Annotated in this window: 4 protein-coding genes; 2 read left to right on the plus strand and 2 right to left on the minus strand. The window is 61.3% G+C overall.

The genetic code is table 11. The features are described 5' to 3' along the window. Nucleotides 1–3 precede the first annotated feature (3 nt). Together AB4P94_RS22115 and AB4P94_RS22120 are read right to left on the minus strand one after the other, a co-directional pair. Nucleotides 4–14229: a hemagglutinin repeat-containing protein gene (locus AB4P94_RS22115; protein ID WP_395607452.1), complete on the minus strand. Its 14226-nt coding sequence runs from the start codon at nt 14227–14229 to the stop codon at nt 4–6. 30 nt (nt 14230–14259) lie between these two features. Continuing rightward, complete coding sequence (locus AB4P94_RS22120; RefSeq protein WP_395607453.1) at nt 14260–15969, minus strand: ShlB/FhaC/HecB family hemolysin secretion/activation protein; 1710 nt, start codon at nt 15967–15969, stop codon at nt 14260–14262. Nucleotides 15970–16288: 319 nt separating this feature from the next. Here AB4P94_RS22120 and AB4P94_RS22125 point away from each other — a divergent pair, with 319 nt between their 5' ends. Further along, a complete protein-coding gene (locus AB4P94_RS22125; RefSeq protein ID WP_395607454.1) occupies nt 16289–17158 on the plus strand; it encodes an oxaloacetate decarboxylase in 870 nt (289 codons plus the stop codon). A gap of 235 nt (nt 17159–17393) precedes the next feature. After that, complete coding sequence (ehuB, locus tag AB4P94_RS22130; protein WP_395607455.1) at nt 17394–18266, plus strand: ectoine/hydroxyectoine ABC transporter substrate-binding protein EhuB; 873 nt, start codon at nt 17394–17396, stop codon at nt 18264–18266. The last annotated feature ends 47 nt before the right edge of the window (nt 18267–18313 follow it).

The raw sequence follows: 18313 nt of genomic DNA on the forward strand, positions 1-18313 counted from the left end.
TGCTCATTTTGAAACCTCAATCACTCTAAATTCGTTATTCTTCATTATGTAAAGCTTCTTCAAGCCGGTTATAGGGTTTGCGGCCAAAGCCTGTGACAGCTCATCAAAGGATATTGAGGAATCCGCCAGGTAAACAACGATATTGGGAGCTTGTTTAATCACTTTACCTGCTATCGTTTTCAACACTGAAATAGGACTGTTGGTTATCGGAGAATAAATATCAGCCAACTCACCATTGATCTTGAGGTCAGGATTTGCCCCGCTACGTTGAGTTTCGGGTAATTGCTCCACATCATACCCTGCCTGCGCCAATTTTCTAGCCGCCTCATTCTGTCGCTCGATGGAACGAACATAATCTTGCGATCCATTTTTCTTGGGGACCTCAGGCTCGCCTGTCAATGATCCGATTGGCGGGAGATCACTAACGCCTGCTTGTGAATCTGTGACGTGGCTTGTCGAATTTGGATTGTTTGGAGTCTCGGTTTGCGACAGTTCCTGAAGTTTATCAATCCGCCCCTGAATCCCGGCTGGGGTGGCCTCTGCTGCAATAGCTTCATAACTGCTGGCAGAAACATCAACCCCCGCTTTGGACAGTAGCGAAGCACCTTTGGCGAGACTGGCTTCACTCCCCGCTACAGCACTGACGAATACCCCAAATACACCACCGAGTTGCCTTCCCAACTGCTCCGATTGCGTATCACCGCCTTTTTCAAGCGCATCTGAAACCAGGTCTAGCTGTTGCTTGAACTGATCAAGCTTATCCCCAAATATTTTTTGCGCGTCGGCAGTTAAAATGAATGCATTCATTACCGCGATGCTGTCCATCGGATGCGCCATGAATCCTGCGGCACCGTCGAGCGTAGCGATACCTGTTGATGCCATTTCCTCGGTGAAGCCTTTGCCAAAACCTGTCAGCGACTCATAGCCTTGCTTGGCACTGATACGGTCCCATTTGCCCAGAATAGAGAGCCACTCACCAATAGAGGTAGCGGCACTCAGCTCTTTGTTTCTCTGAGCCTTTTGCGCATCCGCAAGCCAATTGTTATCAACATTCGCAGTCGCCGTATCGTTGGCGGTAGCGGCCGCATTCGGATCTGTAATTGCGGCAATTCCGGTGACCAGGCTGGTAATAATGTTGCGCTTGGCTTCTCGCTCTTCGTTGGTTTCATCTGGGCGTGGCGTAGCGAATAATCCAGCCAGTACGCTGCTCGCAGAGCCCGCCAACGCGCCCGCAGAACAACTCTGATTGCTTGCCGCTGCCCCTGCGCAGCCTAAAATGGCATGCAGCGCGGTGTGTTCAGGGCTCCCCTCCGGTAGACCTTCAGCGACCAGTTTGCCGATGTAACCGGAGCCCTGTTGCTGGACATAGTTGACCAGCATGTTTTGCGCAAACTGCGCGGTACTTCCGCCGACATTTGCGCTGACACCCGCTACCAGAGCGGTAGCTATTTGACGGTAAGTGCCTCCCGCGCCCCAATCGTTCTCGATGTCCCTGGCTTGCTGATCAAGGCTCAGGTATTTGTTTTTGTGAGCCTGAGGGTCACTTTCATTAGGGTTGTCCGCCAAGGCTTTTTCTTTGTCCGCCTCTGATCGCAAAGTGTCGGCTTCACGGGATTTCGATTCAATGTAAACCCCCACGTTCTGTACAAACTTCGCCGTAATATCAAACCCGGCCTGAAGTTCCTGAGGGTTAAAAATCGTCTTGAGTTTGTTGCTGCCGTCCCTGTCGCTGGAGACGTCGGTGTTGATCGCGGCAACCGCCTCAGCGGCTGTTTGCCCTGTAAGCGTCTGCTGCTTGGCGTCATCAATGATCTTGACCGTCGCGCCACTGATGCCGCTTTGAGTGACGCTGCTCGCGTCGCCACTGGCTGACAACGCAATGGGCGCGTTGGCGCTGACCTTGCCGTTATTGGGCACGGGTGTGCCCGGTGCACCAGCCTGTTGATTGCCTTTGGCGTCACGCCCAATGTGCTCGCCAATACCACCACTCAAGCCGATGCTACTGGCGTCATACGCGGCTTTGTTGTTGATATCGGAGCTGGTGAGTGTGCCGGTGGTGAGGGTGTTTTTACCGTCCTTCACTGCCTGGTCCGAACTGGCAATGATGGCGCCATTAAGGCCCGTATTGCCCTTTACATCGACCTGGAAGCCCCCATCGCCTGCCTTGATACCCGTTTGCTCACTGACGCTTGCATAGTCGCTGTTCATCTTCTGCTGGTTGAACGACGCAGTGCCACTGACGCCGTAGCAGAACGGCGGAATACAGATGCTCACGCCGACGCTGGCATCGACTTGTTTGGAAGTAAACTTGCTGGTGTCTTGCAGGCTCGACAGGTTCAGATCACCGCCGACATTCGCCTGCACCTGATTGGCGTTGACCACCGCGCCCTTGAGGTTGGTGTCGTTACCGCTATCGAGGCTGGCTTTGTTGCCCGCTTTGACCTGGGTATTGGTTTGGGTAACGTCATGCCCGTCGGACATGCCCATGCCTTTGTTCGCAGCCAAGTCCAGCGAGAGGCCGTTCTGCGCGCCACCGACGGTAAAACCAATGCCGACACTGCCGCCGCTGTTACCGTTGGTACTTTTTTGCACGGCGGTGTTTTGGGCGGACAACAGATTGATGTCGCCGTCTGCTTTCAGGTTGACGTCGTGCCCGGCATCAATGCGGCTGCCCACAACATTGAGTGTGCTGTCTTTGCCTGCTCCGGTGGCAGTGACATTAATGTCACCCCCGGCCGCCAAACTGCTGGACACCACGTTCTGACCGGATTGGCTGCTGTCGCTATGGCTTTCGCTGTTGCTCAGGCTGACGCTGACCTTGAATCCGACGCCATTTTTGAGCACGTCCTGCGCGGCGTCGTAGGTTTGCTTGCCACTCATTGCAGCGTTGGCGGCGGCCAGACCCTGCATCCGAGGGTCGGACGTTTTCCCCGAAGATTCAACGGCTTGTTGAACCCCGCGTGCCGCATCAAGCAACGGGATATCAATGCTGCCACCAATGGCGGTACGGCTGGCACTCGCCGTGTGATTGGCATTCAACACATCAAAGCCGGCCTGGATATCCACATCCTTGGCGGTAATCGAAATGTCACCTTTGGGGGCGATCACCTGGCTGGCAACCTGATTGTAATGCTCGCCCGCCTTCAGGTTGACGTCACCGCCCAGGGATGCAACCTGGCTTCCAGCTTGGCGAGTGCTGTCGTTCTGATCACCGTCCTTGAGTTTGGCGACCCCCATTGCGTCCTGCCACCAGGAGCCGATTTCACCCGCCTTCTTGCTGCTGGACTTGCTGCTGGAGGTGCTTTGATCCTCGGCACTGACGATGTCGAGATTGCGCCCGGCGTTAATCTGCAACCCGTTGTCGGTTACCAACGTGCTGCCACGAACAGTGGTGTCGCGGCCGCTCTCGATGTCCAGACTGTCAGCGCTGATGCTGGTGCCAATGCTTTGGCTGCTGCTCTGCTGCCCTGCCTGAGCTTTTTGGGTCAGCGAGGGCGCGGCGACGATGTTGAGCCCAAACTTGCTCGACTGACTGGATTGACTCGCTGTTTGCTGCTGCTCAGCCGTGCTGATATCAATATCTCGGCCAGCACTCAACTTCACCGCCTGCTGCGCATTCAACGCAGCGGCATTCAGGGTGATGTCATTGTCCGCCTGCACGTTGATGCTATCGCCACGCAACTCGGTACTGGTTACCGTCGATTGACTGGATGACGAACTGCTGCTTTTGCTGGAGAACCAACCCTTTTTGGACGAAGCATCGGCTTGGCTGGTGTAGTTATCCGCCGTGTCCAGATTAACGTCATGCCCCGCACTGACCAGCAATGCCCCGCCACTGCTGACATCAGCACCCTTGGCATTGAAATCCTGGCCGGCAGACAGTGCGACTTTTTTCCCGGCATCGACAGATGAGCCAACTGCCACATCATTTTCACTCTCGCTCATCGTCGAGCTTTTTTTGCCCCACGAGCCCTTCTTCGTTTTCGAGTAATACGAATAATCGCTGTTTTCGGCTGCTGCCAGGTTCAGGTCTTTGCCGGCATACAAATACGCCTCGTCCCCCGCCGTCACCCGGCTCGCCGTCAACGCCAGGTCCTGCCCGGCGCTCAGCGCTACGTCGCCACCGGCCTTGACCGTGGTAGCCACCTGGCTGACGTGGTCGTCCTCGCTCTTGACCTTCTTCGAGGTAAACGAGGCATGGGATTCGTCCGCTGCCGATGACAGCGACAAATCGCCGACCGCCGACATCGTCACATCGCGCTTGGCATCGATTTCACTCGCCACCGCGCTGATGTCGCGCCCGGCCTGGATTTTGAGATCACCACCGGCGTCCACGCGGCTGCCGTACTGGGTCATGCTGCTGTCCTTGAACAGCCCGCTGACCGTGTTGCCGTTCTCGCCCTGGGCCGCGATCAGGTTGACGTCACGCCCGGCCTTGATCGTGATGTCGGCGCCGCTGCTGGCGACTCCACCCACGCTGTCGACGTCGCGGCCGGCTTGCAGGCTCAGGTTGTTCGCGGCTTCGATACGCGCGGCGCTGTCCACGGAGTCGGTGTGTTCGGTACGGTAGCCGCTGCTGCTGTCGTGGCGGGTGACGCTGCGCTCGTTGAGGATGTCGCCGTTGGTGGCGGTCAGGCTCACGTCGCGACCGGCGATGATGCCGCCGGCGGTGTTGACGATAGTGTTGCCCGCCAGCAGGTCGAGGCGGTTGCCGGCCTGGATCAGGCCGCTGTTGGTGAGGTCGTTGCCGGCCTGTGCCGAAAGGTTGTTGGTGGCGCGCAAGGTGCCGACGTTGTCGAGGTTCTGGCCCGCGATCAGGTTGACGTCGTTACCGGCAATCAACGCACCATCCGGGGCCAGGCGGTTGTTGGCCTGGGCCAGGTACACCACGGGCACCAATACGGTTTCGCCGTTCACTTGCTCGTTTTCGAGCCACACGATGTCGTGGGTCAGCGCCGCAACCTGGGCCGACGTCAGGCTCACGCCGACGCTGAGGCCGAGCTGTTCTTTGCTGCTGATGGCGTTGTCCATCAGGTACTTGAGCATGCCCGAATCGGTATTCTGCCCGTCGATGAAGCGTTGCCCGGTACGGGCGACCACGGCCTGGTCGACCAGGCGTTGCTCGTACAGCCCGTCGCCGAGGCGCTTGGCGCTGTCGTCGGGGTTGTAGCCGAGACCGGCGAGCAGGTAGTCCGAACTCATGAACTGCTTGAGGTCGGTGAGAGCCGGGTTGGTTTCGATCAGGTACTTCTGCGGCTGCGACACCGCCTTTGCGTCAGGCAGGCCTTGCACGCGGGCGATGCTTTGGCTGGCCGTGTTGACCGGTTGGGCAGGCTGCAACACCGGCAGGACAGGCGGCGGCGCACTGGCATTACCAGCCGCCACTTGGGTGGCATCGGTTGCGCTGCTGCGGCTCGGGGTTTGAAGGCTGACGGCGCCGCCATCGGCGAGGGTGCCCACTGCGCTGCCACTGGCAACAATGCCGCTGGCTTCGCGGGTGGCCAGGTTCAGTGGGAGGTTGTCCGCAGCGGTTTGGGCCACCGCGCTCACCTGTATCACCCGGCCTGTGTTGGCGGGCGCGCTGATCTGGTGCGCGTCAAGTTGCAGGCTGGCGCCACTCACCGACCAACCCGGCGCCTGGTTGCCCTGCGTCGCAACACTGCCGGCCTGCCCGCTCAGGCGAAACAGGCCGTTTTGCCCGGTGGGCAGGCTGAAGCCCGGCAACGTCAGGGGGTTGATCTGCTGTTGAGCGAGGTTGGGCGGCAGTTGCCCGTTGACGGTAATGCGTGTGGAGAAGGTGCCCGCACCACTGGCACCCGCCGCCCCCGTACCGGTCTTGGCGCCCGCGCCTACGTAGGTAAAGCCCGGGCGGACCACGCTGTTATCGATGTTGGCCTGGGCCTTGATGTTGACCGCGCCGCCCGCCTGGATCACCCCGGCGTAGGTCTGGTCGCCGGTGCTGATCTGGGTGACACGGCGCAACACGGTGCGCTCTTGCTCGGTCGTGCCGATAAACCCGGCCATGGCGCCGGCCAGGCCGCTCAAGTCACTGGCGTTGTAGGCAGCGCCGCCTTCGGAGTAACGGTTGTTGAACGCCGCCGCAGCGTCGTACCACATCTCGGGGTGCCGGGTACGCTCGGACACGAACAGGCGCCAGGTCTCGGTTTCACCGGTTTCCACGCCGCTGTTGACCAAGTTGTTGGCGGTGACGCTGAGGTTGCCGCCCGCGCCCAGGGTGCTGCTGGCATTCGTCACGTCACCGCCGGCAATGCTCAGGTTTTGCCCTGCGGTGATGCTGGAAGCGGCGCTGGAAGCGGTCACCTCAAGCTTTTCGCGCTGGTCGATTTGCCACAGGTGGTTCTGCTTGCCGCTGCAATCGCCCGCGTAATTAGGGCCTTCAATACACGGAAACTCAGTGATGGACGCGGTGTAGATACCACCCGCGCTGGTGGTCAGCACTGCACGCACGTTCTGGAGGGTGCTGGCGGCCAGGCTCATGTTGCCGTCGCTTTGCAGGCTCGACGAACTGTTGAGGATGCCCGTGGCGCGGCCGCCCAGGCCGTCGCGGTCGATGCTCAGGTTGCCCAGGCTGTAGACGTCCGCGTAGCTGTTGGTCAGCGTGTCGACGCGCAGGCTCATGTCGCCGCCGCTGAAGATCAAGCCATGGTCATTGAGCAGTGCGCCGGTGGTGGCGGTAAGTTTCTGGCCGCTGCCCAGGGTGGCCGTGTTGTTGATCGTGGCGGCGTTGATGATCAGGTCGTTGGCCGAGGTCAAGCGCCCGGCGTTGTTCAGCGCGCCGGTGATGTTGGCGGTGGTCAGGCCGCCGCCGGCCACGCTTGCACCGCTGCTCAGGTTCAGTTGCGCGGCGCCAAGGCTCAGGTCGCCCTGGCTGGTGATGCGCCCTGCGCCGTTGAGCGTGCCGCCCAAGTGCACATCAAGGCTGCCATCACTGGCGATCAGGCCGCTGGTGGTCCAGTTGCCACCGGTGCCGGTCAACACGCTGCTGGCCAATAACTGGCCGTCGGCGGTCTGGTTGAGGCTGTTGACGTTGACGGTCAGGCGCCCGGCCTGGATCACGCTGCTGTTGGTCCAGGTGTCCTGGGCGATGGTCAGGCCACCGCGTGTGACCAGGCTGCCGCCCACACTGTTGAGGTTGCTCGGCGCAATGCTGAAGCTGCCGTTGCCGACGTGCAGCACGCTGCCACCGACGTTTTGCAGGCTGCCGGCGCCCAGAATCAGGTTGCTGTTGGCGGTTTCGAGCACACCGTTAGTGTTGTCCAGCAAGCCGCCGATGGCGAACTCGGTGGTGCCCGTATTGCCCAGCGCGCGCAAGCGGCCGCTACCGTTGTCGACACGGGTGGCGCGGACATTGAGCGTGGTTTGGCTTTCGACAATGCCCAGGCGATTGTTCAGCGCGCCGCGCAGGCTCAGGTCGATCTGCTGGCCGGCGATTTGCCCGTCGTTGTCGCCGCTGTTGTCAAAATCGTTGGCACTGACGCTCACCAAGCCCTTGGCGTAGAGCCCGCCATTACGGTTGTCGAAATTGCCGGTGGTGACCTGCGCATCACCGCTTTGCGCAGAGACGCGCCCCCCGTAGTTATCGATCATCGCCGCCAGCAGGTTGACGCGCTGGCCTTGCAGGATACCGCCCTGGCGATTGTTGTTGAGGTCGTAGCCGTTGCGCAGCACGCCCATCACCTGGGCCTGCAACGCGCCGTTGAGGCTGGCGAGTGTGCCGCCACGGTTGTCGGCGTTGTTGGCGTTGAGCGCCAGGTCGCCGGTTTGCGCGATGAGTTTGCCGCTGCTGTTGTCCACGTCACCGCCGATGTTCAGGGCCAGGCCGTTCTGGCCCTGCACCACACCGTGGCTGTTGGCCAACGTCGCGGCCTGTAACTGCACGTCAGCGCCCTGGCTGTAGATCAAACCGTCAGCGTTGTTTTGCACGCTGCCGGTGGCGTTGATCGCTACGCTACCCGTGCCCGCAAGGGTGCCATGGCTGCTGTTGTCGATCGCGCCGGCAAACAGGCTCAGCAGGTTCTGGCTGACAATCTGCCCGCCCTGGTTGCTGACCTGATCAGCGCGCTGCAACAGCAACGGGCCTGCGCTGGCCAGTTTGCCGTTGGTATTGATCAGGTCGCCCAACAGGTTCAGGGTCACCGCGCCGTTACCGGCCAGGGTGCCCGCTGCGTTGCTCAGGTCGCTGGCATTCACCGCCAGTGCCTGTTGCGCGTTGACTGTGCCGGCGTCGTTGCTCAGGGTGGTTGCCTGCACGTCCAGCGCCGCGCCGCTGTCGATCAAACCACCACTGCTGTTATTGAGCAGGCCGTTAACCGTGAGGCCCTGCCCTGCGGCGCTGGACAGGATCCCGCCGCTGCTGTTGTCCAGGCTGGCGGCATGAATATCCAGGCGCCCCTGGCTGACCAACGCACCCGCGCCGCTGTTGAGCAGCGCGCCGCTGAGGTCTACCGCAATCGCGCCGCTGCGGCTGGAAAACGTACCGTTGTTGCGGTTGTCGAGGTTGGCGCCGCTCAGGCTGAGGTTCTGCCAGCCGGACACCAGGCCCTTGGCGTTGATCAGGTTCGCCGCGCCCAGCGTGAGTGCCTGGCTGCTGATCAGTTTGCCGGCGCTGTTGTCCAGCGCGCGTGCAGCCAGCGTCAGGTTCTGCTGGCTGGAGATTTCACCGCTCTGGTTGTTGAGGTCGCGCAGGTGGTTGATGGCCAGCGGGCCTTTACCAAGGATCAGGCCGCTGTGGTTATCCAGGTCGCCGTTGTTCAGGTCCAGGGTCACGCGTTGCTCACCGGTCACCCGGCCGTTGGCCGAGGTCAGCGCACCGGTACTCAGGTCCAGCGTGCCCAGCGCCGACACTTCACCGCCGCTGCCGGTATTCAGGCTGCCGGCCGTGAGGTTCAGGTTGCCCTGGCTGTGGATCAGGCCAAGGCCTGTGTTGTTGAGCAGGCCGTCGCTGCTCAGTTGCAGGTCGCCCCGGCTGTTGAAGGTGCCGTCGCGGTTGTCCGCCGAAGCGGCGTGGGCATCGAGGCCGGCAGCGCCGATCAAGCCTTTGATGTTTGTCAGGGCTTGGCTGACGCGCAAGACCAGCCCTTGGTTACTCAGCAGCTTGCCGTTGCTGTTGTCCAGGTTGCGCGCCGCCAGCGTGAACGCCTGGCCGCTGGAGATTTCACCGTTCTGATCAGTGACGTCGGTGAGGTGGTTCAGTTGCAGATTACCGGCCGCATTGATCAGGCCACTGCTGTTGTCCAAAAGGCCATTGTTGACGTCGAGCGTCAGCGCGCCATTGCTAAATAGCTTGCCGCCTTGCTGGCTCAGGCCGGTCACGCTTGCGCTCAGCGCGTTGTTACTGCCAATGCTGCCGCCGTTGTTCAACTGGCCTGCGATGAGGCTCAACGTGTCGCCGCCGCTGATGCTGCCGTGCTGGTTTGTCAGATCGCCCGTGGCCAACGCCACCGCGCCTTTGCCGCTGATACTGCCGTGCCCGTTATCCAGCCCGGCGCTGTGCAGGGTCAGGGCGCCGTCGGTCACCAGTTCGCCGCCGAGGTTATTGACCTGGCCACCGAGCCCCAGCGTGAGGTCTTTTGCGCTGGAAATACTGCCCTGTGCATTGACGAGGTTGGCGGCGTCGAGGGTCAACTGGCTTTCGCTGCTCAACAGGCCCTGGGTGTTGTTCACATCTCCGGTGAGGTTCAGCACCAGCGGTTGCTGGCTGAACACCTGGCCGCCGCTGTTATCCAGCGTTGAGCCAGTGAGCGTCACGCGCTGGCCGTTGAGCTGTCCGAGGGTGCGGTTCAGTAACTGGTCGACGGCAAGGTTCAAGGCATTGGCGGCGAACAGCTTGCCGCCGTCGCTGTTGTCCAGTTGTTGGCCGTTGACGTTGACATCGGCGCTGCCGGTCAACTCGCCCGCACGGTTGTCGGTGCTGCCCACGGCAAGGTTCAGCGCGTTTGTCGCGCCGACCAGACCCGTGCGGTTATCCAGGCTCGTACCGCGCAGGCGCAAGGTATCGGTGCTGACCAACTGGCCTTTCTGGTTGTTGATCACTCCGGCATTGAGTGTGGTGTCGGCTTTGCCGGCGACCTGCCCCGCGCGGTTGTCCAGGTTGGCAGTGGTGAGCAGCAGCGAGCCATCACCGACCAGGCTGCCGCGCTGGTTTGTCAGCCCGTCCCCGGCAGTAATGTCCACGGCACCATGGCTGCTGATGATGCCGTCGGTGTTATCCAGCTGCACGCTGCGTGTGGTCAAACCCACGGCGCTGATATGGCCATTGACGTTGCCCAGTTGCTGGTCCGCCGTCAGGCTCAGGGCCCCATTGCTGATGAGTTTGCCGTTGTTGTTGTCCAGGGTGCGCGCCGCCAGCGCAAACGCATTCTGGCTGGAGATTTCACCGCCGTTGTTGCTGAGGTTGCCCAGGCCGCTGAGCAACAGGATCGGCGCGTTGATCAAGCCGATGTTGCTCAGGTCACCGCCATTGAGGTTCAGGTTGAGCCGGGTGTTGCTGAACAGTTGGCCGTTTTGTTGGTCGAGCCCGGTGACGCTGGCGCTCAGCATATCGGCGCTGGCGATACGCCCGCCGTTGGTGACCTGGGCTGCGCTCAGGTCGAGCTTGCCGGTGCTGGTGAGCTGCCCGCCCGTGGCATTATTGAACTGGCCGGTGGCGATGCTCGCTGCGCCGTCACTTTTGATCAGGCCTTGCCCGCTGTTGTCGAGGTTGGCGCTGGTGAGCGTCAAGCCTTGCGCCGAGTCGAAGGTGCCGCCCAGGTTGAGCAGGCTGCCGGCGCTGGTCACGCTGAGCATGCCCGCGCTGGACACCTTGCCGCCGGTGTTGTCGATGCGTTGGCCGAGTAACGTCAGGTCGCCTTCGCTGCTGAGCGTGCCGCCGATGTCAGTCAGGCTGCCCGCCAGTTGCATCGCCAGTGTGTGTTGGGCCGCGACGCTGCCCTGGGTGTTGTCCAGGCTCGTGCCGACCAGGTGTGTGTCTTGCGCAAACACCAGCCCTTTGGCCTGGTTGATCACCTGGTCTACCGCCAGTTCCAGTGCAGTCGCGGCAAGCAGCTTGCCGCCGCTGTTATCCAGATGCTGCCCGGTGAGGGAAACGCTCTGCTGGCTGGAAATTTCCCCGGCACGGTTATCGGCGCTGGCGACATTCAGTTTCAGCGCTTTTGTAGCCGCCACGAGCCCGCCGTTGCTGTTGTCGAGCGTGCTGGCATTCAGCGTCAGGTTGCCCTGCGCCACCAGCTCACCGCCCTGCTGAGTCAGCGCGCCCGACGTTGCATCGAGGTCGCCCTGGCTGGCAATACGGCCCTTGTCATTGCTGATGCTATCGAAAGCCAGATGCAACGGGCCGGTGGCGCTGGCCAAGCCGTTGCCGTTGTCCAGCGACTGGCCGACAAATGCCATTGCCTGCTTGCTGTTGATCACGCCCTGACGGTTGTCGACCTGGCCTGTGTGCAGGCTCAGGTTCTGGTTGGCGCGTATCGCTGCGGCACGGTTGTCCAGGCTGGCGGACTGAATGTCCAGCGCGCCATTGGCCTGCACGCTGCCTTGCCCATGGTTGTCGAACAGGCCACCAACGGTGGCACTCAAGCTGCCATCGCTGACCAGGCTGCCAGACAGGCTGTTATCAAGGCTGGCGGATTTGACCTGCAAGCGTTGGCCGGCGCCCAAGGTACCGCCCTGATTGCCGAGTGCCCCGCTTATATTCAGATCAAGGCTGCTGTCGCCCAGCACCCGGCCGCCGCGGTTGCTCAGTATCGCCGCACTGACCACATCGGCACCGGCGCTGGACACCTCGCCGTTGTCGTTGGTCAGGTTGCCGGCCACGGCCAGCCCGAGGTCCGTCGAGCTGCTCAGCAAACCGTGGGTGTTGTCCAGCGTCCCCAGTTGCGCCTTGAGCCCGGCCGCGGAAATTTCGCCATTGAGGTTGCTCAGCAACTGCGCAACCGTGAGGGTCAGTGCTTGCTCGCTGATCAGCTTGCCGCCGCTGTTGTCCAGGTTCTGCGCCACGAAGGTGAAGGCCTGCGCGCTGGAGATTTCGCCGCCGCTGTTGCTTACCGTGGCGAGATTGTTGAGCAACAGTGCGCCCGGTGTGTTGATCAGGCCACCGGCGTTGTTCAATTGCGCGTGGTTCAAGTCCAGCGTCAGGCCGGTGGCGCTGTACAACTGGCCGCCCAGGTTGCTGACCGTGCTCTGGCTGGCGAGCGCCCAAGGGCCGGCACTGCTGATGCGCCCGCCGTCGTTTATCAGGCTGCCCGTTTGCGCGTTGAAGCTGGCGTCGCTGCGCACCACACCCTGTGCGTTATTGAGCTGATCGTGCAGCCGCAAGGCCAGGCTGCTTTTGGCGTAGACACTGCCCTGGCCGCTGTTGTCCAGGCTGCCCGCACTCAGATCCAGGGCTTGGCCGGCGGCCAAGGCACCTTGGCGGTTATCCAGCGCACCCGCACCCACCAGGCTCAGGTTTGTGTCGCCCTGTACCCGGCCGAGGCGGTTATCCAGGGCCCCCACGGTGACCGACACGGTGTGCGCCAGAACCTTCCCGTTGCGGTTATCCAACCCACCGTCAACCTGTACAGCCAGCCCGTCCGTGGCGCTGAGGGTGCCGCCGGCATTGCCAAGGCTGGCAGCGCCAACCTGTAGACCATTGGCTGAAATCAACCCGGCGCCGTTGTTCAGCACCTGGGCAATCTGCAGCGCCAGCGCCTGATCGCTGAGCAACTTGCCGGCGCTGTTGTCCAGGCTGTTGGCGGCGAGCGAAAAGCCGTGCGCGCTGGACATTTCGCCCTGTTGGTTGTTGACCGTATTGAGGCCACTGAAGGCCAACTGGCCGCTCGCATTGATGAGCCCGCCACGGTTGTCCAGCGAACCCTGATTGAGGTTCAGGCTGATGTCACCCGCGCTGATGATCCGGCCTTGAGTCTGGTTTATCAGTTGGTTGGCATTCACCTGCGCCTGACGCTGGGCACTCAATGTACCTTGGCTGTTGACCAGCGCAGCCGCATTCACCGTCAGGTCACGGCTGGCGATAACACTGTGGCCAGCGTTGTCGAGGGTTTGCGCGCTCAGGCGCACATCCCCCGTGGCATTGCGGCTGTTATCCGCATTCACGCCCGCTTCGATGATGGCGCTGTTGCTCAGGCGAGCGCCGCTGTCCAGGGTAATGCTGTCGCGGGCCGCCAGGTTACCGGTGGTGTTGAGGTCAGCCTGGGCCTTGATCGCCAGGTCCGTGCCGGCGTACACGGCGCCCCCGGTTTGCGCGCTCTGGGCCGTTACGGTCAACGCACTGCCGGCCGAGGTTTGGCCAAGGTTCACATGGCCGTTGGCATCGATCCGGATATCGCCCCCGGCAACCATGTTGCCCGCAAGCTTGACCCCCACGCCGGCTTCGGTGCCTACCAGCCGGATCGTGCCGGCGTACATCCCGCCCAGGGCGGAAGAGTCGATGGCCAGTTCCGGTGCAACACTGGCGTCTGCTGCCCGCGCGGTGGCGTTCAGGGTGCTGGCATCGACGTCGTTGCGCCCGGCCACGATGCTGAGCTTTTGCGCCTGGATCTGCGCGTTGATGTGCGCGGCGCGGGTAATGATTTCAAACTCGCCAACGTTGCTGGCGTTCAAGCCGTCGCCATCAACCGAGACACTGCCCTGGTCCACCTGATAGCGGCTGACCTTGCCGTTTTCAATCACCGCTTGCCCTGTGGTCAGCGTGGCCTGGGGCGTGTTGATAAAGCCGCAACCGTTGCAGCTCACGCCATAGGGGTTGGCCACAATCACATGGGCGGCCTGCCCGGCCACTTCGGTGTAGCCGCGCAACTGGCTCGGGCTGCCACCGTTGACTTCGTTGAGGATGGTGCTGGCGGCCTGCCCGTTGAAATTCGGGTTGCCGACAATGATCCCGCCCAATTGTGTGCTCTGGGTGCGGTCGGTGACGTTGTTGAGGATCAGCCCCGGCGCACCGACGTTGTAATCATGGAACTGGTTATGGGACAGGCCCGCCGCATTCGGCGCGGCGATGTTGACGATGGGCACACCGTTGCCCGCTTGCGCCAGGGAGGTGCCGGGGGCATTCACCACAATGCCGTCCGCCTGGGCCAGCAACGGCTGCCAGAACAGTGCGTTGGCCAGAATCAGCGCCAGCCCGCGCTTGGGCAGCCCGAGGAACGTCCGGCGGTTTTTCAGCGCTGCAGAAGGTTGACGCGCAAGAAAGGCGAACTGGCGGACGTCCATGTGAGGTCTCGATGCACGAAGGCGAAAAAGTTAGAGGAAGAAATCCAGGCGCAAGTAAATCGGCGCCTCACGCTCGGTGATGGCGTCCGGTCGTTCCAGGGAGTGGGCAAAGGTCACGGTGGCGGCGACGTGTTGGCCACGGGCAAACACCTCCAACGCGTCACTGGACATGCGCCCGTGCTGGTCCGGGTTGTAGCGCCCGTGGCTGATCACACCCCTGTCGTAACCGAGGCTGCTGCCGTACTCGGCGAAAACGCTGTGCATCCAGTTCCAGGTGACAGGGCGGGTCCAGCGCAAGTCATTGCGCCAGTATCCGCCGCTGTCACCGGTGAGGGTCTGGTCCTGGTAGCCGCGAATCGACGATTGCCCGCCAAGGCTGGTGCGCTGCGGGCTGAACAGCACGTCTTCACTGTGCTGACCGGTCATCAGGCTGCTGAAGCTGAATGACTCGTCCCACAGCTTGAACGGCTGCAGATAGCTGAGCGTTGCGGTGTATTTGCGGTAACGCGCGTCGGGCTGGCCAGCTTTAACGTCGCGATTGCTTTGGGCATCGAAAGCGCCGATGCCGTCCTGCATGCCCAGGTCGATGTTGAGAAACGCCCCGCCGATGCGTCGGCCGTGGTTGATGCCGAACTGGGCTTCGCTGATGCGGTTGCTGCTCAAGGCCAGCTTGCTGTCTTCGATGTAGTTGTGGGTGCTGAGGTAGGACACACCGCTGCTGAGCGAGGTTTTGCTCAACGCGTCGCGGTAGATCACACGCTCAAGGCGCAACTGATGGTTTTGGCTGTCGCCGCTTTGCTTGAAGCTGAAACCGTTGGCCTGGGCCTGAGAGCGGTACTCGCTTTCGCTGTAGCTATAAGTGAGGTTCCACCAGCCGAACGGCAGGTTGTAGTTGAGCATCGCGTTGCGCGAATGCTTGGTGGTATCGCTGACCACATCGTGCCCGGCGCGCAGGGAAAGTTGGTCGGCCAGACCCAGCGGGTTGTCCCAGTCAAAGCTAGTGCCCGCTTGTTGCCGGCCCGTGCTGCGCTGGCCGTCATTGCCGTAGGACAAACCGGCACGCCAGGGCTTTTGCGGGGTGTTCTTGACCAACACTTCACTGCCGCCCACCGCCGTGCCGGGCGCCAGTTCCATTTGTGCCTGGTTTGATGGCAAGCGATTGAGCTGGTCAACCATCTGCTCTATTTCCCGCAGGTTGAGCAACTCACCCGGTTTGCCGGGAAATACCTGCGCCAGTTGGCGCTCGGAAAAGCCACTGCCCTCGGCGCCCTTCAAGCCTTCAAGCCGGCCTTCCACCACTTGAATCTTCAAGGTGCCGCTGGACAGGTCTTGTTGCGGCAAATAGGCGCGGCTGGTGACCAAACCTTTTTCGATGTAACGCTCGGTGATGACTTTGAGCAGCGCATTGAGCTGCGCCACACCCAGACATTGCCCGGTATAAGGCGCCAGCATCTGCGCGCGCTCATTGGCGCCAAGTGCTTGCGCGCCATTGAGTTCGAGGGTCTTGATCGGGAAACAACGGTTATCTGCGCCAGTGCTCGGGGCTTGCGACGGTGCGGCGTTGCCGGGCAGGTCCTTGAGGTCGTCCAGGCGTTTGCGTTGTTCTTGAAGGAGGCGGTCCTGGCGGTCGCGAATCAGGTCGGTATCACCCGGGCTGGGAGCCGCCTGAGCGGTGAAGGCAGCCGCGAGGCTTGCCAGTACCAGCGCACGGCAACTCACGGTCAAGATTGAAACGCGCATGGCCACTCCATTGACTAAATGGCTTAGTGCCATCATTGGGCGGCGATACTATTGATACAATTTTTTGGCGTCAATTTGTCAAACATGAAACATTTACAAGATGTTTCATGTTTGAAATCTAGTTAAAAGATTCGGATTGGTTTATTCGCGCGAACGGGACTGACGCTTTACCTTCACGCACTGTGAACCCAGGGTCCATGTGCCTGACGCATGCCTAATGCTCAAACGTCATAATCCCCGGCCCATCTGCGTGGTAATCTCGCGCCACCACGAATAGACATTGATCGTCACAAGACGATGACCAGAGCCAGGAAAGAACATGCCGAAAATCTCTCACTCAGCGTTGCGCCGCAACTTCCGTGAACTGCTTGCAAAGCCCATCTGCGTAGAAACCGCCTCCGTTTTCGACCCCATGTCCGCGCGCATCGCCGCCGACCTGGGCTTTGAAGTCGGCATCCTCGGTGGTTCCGTCGCCTCCTTGCAGGTACTCGCGGCCCCCGACTTTGCGCTGATTACCTTGAGTGAGTTTGTCGAGCAGGCCACCCGCATCGGCCGCGTCGCCCAGTTGCCCTTCATTGCCGATGCCGACCATGGTTACGGCAACGCACTCAACGTGATGCGGACCGTCGAAGAACTTGAACGCGCCGGCGTCGCCGCGCTGACGATTGAAGACACGCTGCTGCCCGCTCAATTTGGGCGTAAATCCACCGACCTGATCTCCATCGAGGAAGGCATCGGCAAGGTCAAGGCGGCCCTCGAAGCGCGGGTGGATCCAGAGCTGTCGATCATTGCCCGCACCAATGCCGGCGTGCTGCCCACCGAAGAAGTGATCGAACGCACAAAGGCCTACGAAAAAGCCGGTGCCGACGGTATCTGCATGGTCGGCGTCAAGGACTTCGACCACCTCGAGCAGATCGCCCAGAACCTCACCGTGCCATTGATGCTGGTGACGTACGGCAACCCGAAACTCAACGACAGCGAGCGCCTGGCCAAACTCGGCGTGCGCATTGTGGTGGCCGGCCATGGCGCCTACTTTGCGTCGATCAAGGCCACTTACGACAGCCTGCGCGCCCAACGCAAACTGACCCACAGCACCTCCAACCTCGGTGCTACGGAACTGACGCACACCTACACGCGGCCTGAAAACTACGTGGCCTGGGCTGAAGAGTTCATGGACGTCAAAGAGTAAGCAGCCCTCGCTGCATGCCCCCTGCAACTCTGCGAGTTGCAGGGTTGGGTTACCCCGGCCCGCCCCGTCGCACATCCCTCGATCTATCGATATTCCCCAAAGATATTTAAATAATATTTCTTATAGCTATAGAGTCTTCCTCACGCTTAGGAAAGCCTCGCGCGCCTGACTCCAGCCGCCGTGACATCTCGCTGTCGCCAGCACGGACCCTCCCCATTTCCCCGTCGAGTTCACCATGAAAGGCATCCACCTTCGCTCGTTGTCCGTCACCTTGGGTTGCGCCGCGCTGCTCAGCGCTTTATCTACCTCATCGGCCATGGCCGGTTTGCTGGAGAAAGGCCGCAGTAACGGGCTGGTGGCGGGCATCGCCAATGAACAGCCTTATGCGTACATCGGCACCGACGGCAAGGTTACCGGGGCTAACGTCGAAGTGCTGCAAGCCATTCTGAAGCCCCTGGGCATCACCAAAATCGAAACCCCGATCACCGACTTCGGCTCCCTGGTGCCGGGCCTTGCCGCCGGCCGGTTCGACCTGATCGGCGCAGGCCTGTTCATCAACCCCAGCCGCTGCAAAGTGATCGGCTATTCCAACCCCGTCACCCACTCCGGCGGTGCATTTATCGTCAAAGCCGGCAACCCGCTGAAGCTGCACAGCCTCAAGGACGTGGCCGCCAATGCCAAGGTGCGCCTGGCGACGCAAACCGGGACCAATCAGGTTCAGGAAGCCAAGGACAGCGGCATCGCCGCAGGCAATGTGATCCTGTTCGACAAAGACACCGAAGCCCTCGCGGCCCTCGAAGCCAACCGCGTTGACGTGGTGTATTTCCCGGACGCCGAGATCATCAGCCTGGTGAAAAAAGCCAACAGCACCGACATCGAACGGGCCCTGCCCTTTGAGCAAATCCCCGACGCTCAAGGCAAGCCGACCTGGAATTACCACGCCTACGGCCTGCCGAAAAACGACCCCGAATTCACCCAGGCCTTCAACGAACAACTCGCCAAGCTGCGCGCCTCCGGTGAGCTGCTGAAGATCCTGCAGAAATACGGCTACACCGAAAATGAACTGCCGCAAGCAGGTGTGACCGCCGCCCAACGCTGCGCACTCTGAGGGCCAGCCCTTTCAAGGTCTTTGAAAAACCGATCCTATCTGAATGG

Origin of the sequence: Pseudomonas sp. B22129, assembly GCF_044218875.1 — a bacterium.
In the GTDB taxonomy this organism is placed as follows: domain Bacteria; phylum Pseudomonadota; class Gammaproteobacteria; order Pseudomonadales; family Pseudomonadaceae; genus Aquipseudomonas.